Source organism: Desulfobaculum bizertense DSM 18034 (assembly GCF_900167065.1).
Lineage (GTDB): Bacteria > Desulfobacterota > Desulfovibrionia > Desulfovibrionales > Desulfovibrionaceae > Desulfobaculum > Desulfobaculum bizertense.
Window position 1 is genome coordinate 1 of the sequence record NZ_FUYA01000020.1, and the last position, 6,234, is coordinate 6,234.

Sequence of the window (6,234 nt, forward strand, 5' to 3'; positions counted from 1 at the left end):
AAGAAGCTCTTTACGCCATTCTCACCCAAGTTTGAATTTCATTCACGCGAAGCGTGAAGGGAATTCAAACTCGATGAGGATACGTAAGGGAATCATTCCCTTACGCGGGGTCCGGGGCCTGGCCCCGGTTCTTTCCCTTCTCTCCCATCCCCCCCCCTGATAGCTTGCGCCTTTGATGCTGAGGAATTATGAAAGGAGGGCAACCTGAAACAAAAGAGAGCGAGAATGCGAGGAGTGACGAGGCGTACGCGCCGACTTTTTGAAACGAAATCGGGCCGAGTGGTACTGCTGCCACTAGACCACGGCGCGAGTGAAGGAATGCTGTCTGGCCTGGAGGCATACCCGGAACTGATACGCGAGCTGAACGAGACGCCAGTGCAAGGCGTTATACTAAATAAAGGACTGGCGAGAACGCTAAATGCGTCCATTCCTTTGTCGACTCAGCTGATCGTGCAACTCACCGCAGGGACCAAACACGGAGTCCCGACCTATAACCAAAGTTTGGTGTGCACGCCGGAGGAAGCGCTGCGACTGGGAGCAGACGCTGTGAGCTTCCAAATGACGATTGGCAACGATCTTGAAGAAAAAATGCTGCAAGAATTTGCAGCAACAGTAGATAATGCCCACCAACTCGGATTACCCCTGATCGCGTCTATTTCAGCGCGAGGCGGACAAATCGTGAATGAACTGGACTCGTCACTTGTTGGACACTGTATCCGCCTTGGCGGAGAACTGGGGGCAGACGCTGTGTGCGTTCCATACTCAGGATCAGCCAGCTCATTTACTCGCGCAGTGCAGCTTTCGCCAATCCCGGTACTGGTTATGGGTGGCCCCATGCAGCCAAACTGGAAAAATTTCCTTGGAACGATGAAACAGGCGCTGAAAACCGGAATTTCTGGTGTGAGCGTCGGTCGAAATATATTCCAGCATAAAGAGCCAAAACAGGCGCTGAAAGAATTGTGTGAACTGATCCACGAGCCGGAACCGGAAGAAGAGAATGGACATATTTGATTTAGAAAAAGAGCAGCGTATCCATATTACCTGCGCCAAAGCGGTTGAGGACTACCTTGCACAGGAAGTGGATGAACTGGGCTACGATGTCCTGAAAAAATCTGCCGCGGGAGTGGAAACAGAGGGCACATTTAGCGACTGTATGCTGCTGAACCTGTACCTCCGCACGGCACACCGAGTCCTGCTCACAATTGCGGAATTCCGAGCCACTGACCCTGACGAGCTCTACCAGGGCGTCGCCCGAATTCCGTGGGAAACTCTCATCGACGCCCACGGCTACGTGTCAGTCGTTGCAACGGCAAATACGACAGCTGTAAAAAATACACGCTTTGCTGGCCTGAAAGCCAAAGACGCGATTGTTGACCGCATACTGAAAGAACGCGGTGCCCGGCCGAACTCTGGCCCAGATAAAACACAAACCGTTGTAGCCCTGCACTGGCAGGATGACCTCGTACGAATTTCTCTCGATACCTCAGGCGTTCCTCTGTCGAACCGAGGCTACCGAACCATGCCGCATAAGGCACCAATGCGTGAAACGCTGGCAGCGGCAGCACTTCTTGCTGCGGGCTATACAGGAGACGGCGCAGTAGTGAACCCAATGTGCGGCAGTGGCACACTGGCGCTGGAAGCGGCGCTGATCGCAAGCCATACAGCACCGGGCCTGCTGCGCGACAATTTTGGTTTCATGCATGTTCTGGGATATGACCCAGCAGAATGGACCGAGATGCGTAATGATGCTCTGTCGCGCCGTAAGGCTCCAGAGTGGCAAATTATTGCGACCGACCGAGACCCGAAGGCAATCGAAGCCGCACAAAATAATGCAAAAAACGCTGCACTGTCCTCTGTCGTTGATTTTGCAGTGTGCGACTTCCGCGCCACAGAAATTCCACAAGAACAAGGGAAAGGGATTGTCATCCTCAACCCGGAATATGGCGAACGCCTCGGCGAAGAAAAAGCACTGGAAGAAGTGTACCGAGCCATCGGCGACTTTTTCAAAAGTGAATGCAAGGGATATACAGGGGCAATTTTTACGGGCAACCGAAACCTCGCAAAATGCATTGGTCTCAAAACCCGACGAAAGATCCCGCTGTTCAATGGTCCCATTGAATGCCGACTGCTGCTTTTTGACCTGTACGCAGGTTCACGCAGAGAGGATAAAAAGTAAAAAAGAAGCCCGCGCAAGCGGGCTTTTTTTGTACGCACAAGTTACGAACATTTGAGAAGTTCACAGCTTCGAGGCCCCAAAATCGCATGTTCCAATTCCAGAAAAAAACGGCTCAAAAAAAGCTCAGAAGTGAGACAGGGCAAGGCTTCCCGTAATCCGAACAGAGTTACGAACATTTGGACCGAGTTATGAACATCTGGAACAGAGTGCCTCCACCCAAGGAGCGGTAAATTCACAGTGCCTCGTAATAATCGTCAGTTATGAACATTTAATTTTATATATATTTTAAGTATTTAATTAAGAAACGAACATTCCGCACACGCCAACAACAACCACAACATTCTTTATAAAAAGAAGAGTAGAAGAGAAGAGGTGTACATTCCAAACGACGTGCTCACTGAAAACCAAAATCTGAACGCTCAAAATTTTTAGCCAATGAAAAAAAGAAAATCGAAGCAGGGACAATTCGGAGTTCAGAAAAAGACAGGCCAAAAAAAAAGAGGACAAAAAGAATGCAGAATACATTCGATTTATCCTCAGCTTGAAAAATGAAAAAACTTAAACTTATCTGTCAGACCACAGTGCCCGGCTTCCCTTAACGACGAGTCTCGCAAGAGCTTTGCCCTTGAACGCTAACCCAGCCCAGTTTCCTTTTGCTGGAGCAGGGATGCTCTGGCCAGAAAAAAGGGCTTCGATGGTTTCGACGCTCTCGACGTCCACGTAAGGTGCACCGCTTTCTACTGAAGGGAGCAGGGAGCGCAGGCGCGCATCGGCCTTCACTTTTTTCCCGTTATACTTCCCAATGGGCACACCCTGCCAGCGCATATCAGAAGGGATGATGCGCATGGCCTGTTCGTGGATGAAGAACAGCTTGCCGCCGAAATTATAAATTTCTCCCGGGGGCAGGGCGTCCAGATCAATGCCTGCGGCTGTACAGAGTTCTTTTTCTGCTCTGGTCAGAGGCTTTCCCGGAAGTGAAAATTTGTCCTGCCGTTTTGGAGCAACTGGTGTTCCGGGCTTTTTGAGGCGAGCAAGGAAGAATCCCTGTCCGCCTTCCTGGCCTCCACCAACGCGCAGAACGCCTTCAAGATGGGCAAGGGTAGGTTTGTCTACGGTGAAGCCCGCAGGATGCTCCAGAGGCTCTAATTCGAGGCCAAGCTCGCGAATGGCAAAGTCGACCTGATCTTCGTTTTCTCTGGGGTTGGTCGTGCAGGTGGAGTACAAAACGTGTCCACCGGGGACCAAAAGCTCTGCTGCCCGTTCCAGAAGTTTCCGCTGCAATTTTTCCAGCGGCTCTGTTTTATCGCCACTCCACATGTCGATGACATTAGGATTTTTATTGACGGTGCCCCAGCCAGAGCAGGGCGGATCAAGCAGAATCGACTGGAAGGATTCATCCTCCAGCGGAATCTCTTCGCCATTAAAGGAGCAGGTTGCAGAATTCAGGGCATTGTTTCGATGCAGGTTCCGGCGTAAGGTCTCCAGTCGCGCAGGGTTGGGTTCATTGCCAATGACAAATCCCTCTGGGCCAACCAGCAGCGACAGCAGTCCTGTTTTTCCGCCCGGACTTGCGCACATGTCCAAGACGGCTTCACCCGGCTTTGGATTGAGCATAAGCGGCGGCAACATGCTGGAGCGGTCCTGAATGTAAATTAGGCCAAAACGGTTGGCGAGACTTCCCCCAAGTGCCTGTGGCTCGCTCGTGAGAGCAAAAGCTAGGTCAGAAAAACTTTCTTGGGTAAAGGTATATCCCTGGGCGTTCAGAAGTTCCCGTGCAAGTTCATGGTCCTGCGCTCGGCAGGCCATGCGAAATGTTCGGCCGGGTTCCTGTTGATTGCTGTACGGTGTGTTTTTGTGCATAGTTGTTTGGTCAAAAAAAGAGCTTCTGCGGGAATACAGAGAATACGAAGCCATGCAGAGCAAGGCAATCCTCTGTGCAAACTTTCTGTCCCTTTCTCCAAGCTTACGAAAGCGTTAAATTTTGCGTCTCTTGGCGGAAGGTGCTACAGATGTTTTCCCCTTGAAAGTGTTCGAAAGAACATCTACATGGTTTCGATTACTTCACTATCGGCACTGAGCGTGCCGTGTCGTTCTCGCTAGGTAAAGAAAAAAATTTTCAAAGGAGCTGAGTTTATGGGTTGTGTACGAGTATTGGCTGCCCTTCTTATGGCCCTGGTGCTGCTTGTTCCGGGCAGAGCCTCGGCAGAAGAAATTGCCAAGACGTTCGCCGTATTGCCCTTCACAATTAACGGCCCCGAAAAATATCAATATTTGAGCCGTGGCATTCAGGATATGATGATTTCCCGTCTGAGTTGGGGAGAGCATCTCGATCACATTGGAAAGGACAAGCTTGCTTCCATTTCCGCCGCTCCTGAATCCGAAAAAGACGCCGCACAGGTTCTCTCCTCGCTTGGTGCAAACTATCTCGTCTGGGGTAGTGTCACCATTCTTGGCGATCAGTGCAGTATTGATCTTCGGGTAAAATCTGACGACAACAAATTTTGGCCCCGCAATCAGCAGACCGACATCGGTGGACTGATTCCCGCCCTCGAAGGCATGGCCAAGAGCGTCAACAGCTCTATCTTTATGCGCGCTGAACCAAAAGCACCACAGGCAACGGCTCAGGCTGAAACCCCTGTGAACCGCATGAACCCCGAGCTTATCTTTAACGAGAATAAGCAGAATCAGAAATTTTATCTCAATCCCCAGTTCCGGTACTCCGGTGGTACTGATACCCCCGGTCGCTGGCGCAGCCCACGTCTGCCCTTTACCGGTCAGGGAATGATTGTTGGCGACCCCGATGGCGACGGTCAGAATGAAGTGCTTTTTATCGATAAGCATGACATTTACGTCTACCGCTGGGACAACGCCCGCCTTCAGCTTATTGACCATTATGAAGGCTCTCGCCGCGTCGAGCTGCTCAATGTTAACTTGATCGACCTCGACCGCTCCGGAAAGCAGACTATCGCAGTTTCCGGCATCATCGCTCACAACCTTGACGATGCCATGAGCAGGAACTCCCCCAATCAGGCAAGTTCCCTTATGCTCACTTTTGAGAATGGTAAGCTCAAGGTTCAGGAAGATGGACTGAAATTCTTCATGAACGTCGTGAAAGTGCCCCCGACATTCCAGCCTGTGCTCCTCGCTCAGAAAGCTGGCCGTCTCCGCATTTTCGACTCCCCAGTTCATGAGCTTATTCGTATGTCGGGCAAATTCCAGCTCGGCAAGCGCGTCTCACTTCCTGAGAAAGCCAACGTCTTTAACGTGACCTTTGTCACTGACGATGACGACGCGTACAAGCTGCTTCTCGTTAACTCCAGCGACAACATCGAGGTCTACACCCCTCGCAACGAGCTGATTGCAACGACTCTCGATCAGTTTGCTGGTTCTCAGCTCGGTTTCGTCATCCCCGACACCATGCGCGGTTTCGGTACCTCCGCAGACCAGTACACCAACATGTACTACATCCCTCTGCGACTCGTGACGACCGACCTCAACAGCGATGGCAAGATGGAAGTTCTCGTGAACAAAAATATCTCCGTCGCCGCACAGTTCTTTGAGCGCTATCGCTTCTTCCCCAATGGCGAAATTCACTCCCTCTTTTGGGATGGCGTGGGTATGAGCCTCTCCTGGAAGACTCGACGCATCAAAGGCACTGTCTGTGACTACGGTCTCGCTGACATCGACAACGACGGCACCATGGACCTCTATGTCGCCCTGAATACCTATCCCGGTGACAGCGGCTTTGGAAAACGCCGCGCTATGATCGTCAGCTACCGCCTCGATCAGTCTCAGATGGACCCTAACACCCCCATCGTTCGCGAAAACTAAAAGTCTTATTCAGCACTCTCAAAGGCCAGAAGCTCCTGCTTCTGGCCTTTTTTTATGGCTTAAACAGGCGCTGGATGGGTGGGGGGAAGAGAACCGGGGCCAGGCCCCGGACCCCGCGTAAGGGAATGATTCCCTTACGTATCCTCATCGAGTTTAAAAGCCGTTCAAGCTTCGCTTGCACGGTTTTTAAACTTGTTGGGGCTGCCTAAAGCGGCTTCTTTCTCTTT

General features: G+C 51.4%; 4 protein-coding genes. 3 read left to right on the plus strand and 1 reads right to left on the minus strand.

What is annotated here, in order from left to right; translation table 11 throughout:
* Positions 1–225 precede the first annotated feature (225 nt).
* Both B5D23_RS14715 and B5D23_RS14720 read left to right on the plus strand, forming a co-directional pair.
* Positions 226–1,011, plus strand: a complete 786-nt coding sequence (locus B5D23_RS14715) for a class I fructose-bisphosphate aldolase (protein WP_078686222.1) — start codon at positions 226–228, stop codon at positions 1,009–1,011.
* Positions 998–2,176: a THUMP domain-containing class I SAM-dependent RNA methyltransferase gene (locus B5D23_RS14720; RefSeq protein ID WP_078686224.1), complete on the plus strand. Its 1,179-nt coding sequence runs from the start codon at positions 998–1,000 to the stop codon at positions 2,174–2,176. Before B5D23_RS14715 ends, B5D23_RS14720 begins: the two co-directional genes overlap by 14 nt.
* A 564-nt stretch (positions 2,177–2,740) precedes the next feature.
* Here B5D23_RS14720 and B5D23_RS14730 read toward each other — a convergent pair.
* Entirely contained in the window at positions 2,741–4,090 is a 1,350-nt protein-coding gene (locus B5D23_RS14730) for an NOL1/NOP2/SUN domain family protein (protein ID WP_234985109.1), read from the minus strand.
* Positions 4,091–4,309: 219 nt separating this feature from the next.
* On the opposite strand from B5D23_RS14730, the gene B5D23_RS14735 reads away from it, so the two are divergent.
* Positions 4,310–6,007, plus strand: a complete 1,698-nt coding sequence (locus B5D23_RS14735) for an FG-GAP repeat domain-containing protein (RefSeq protein WP_144012644.1) — start codon at positions 4,310–4,312, stop codon at positions 6,005–6,007.
* The last annotated feature ends 227 nt before the right edge of the window (positions 6,008–6,234 follow it).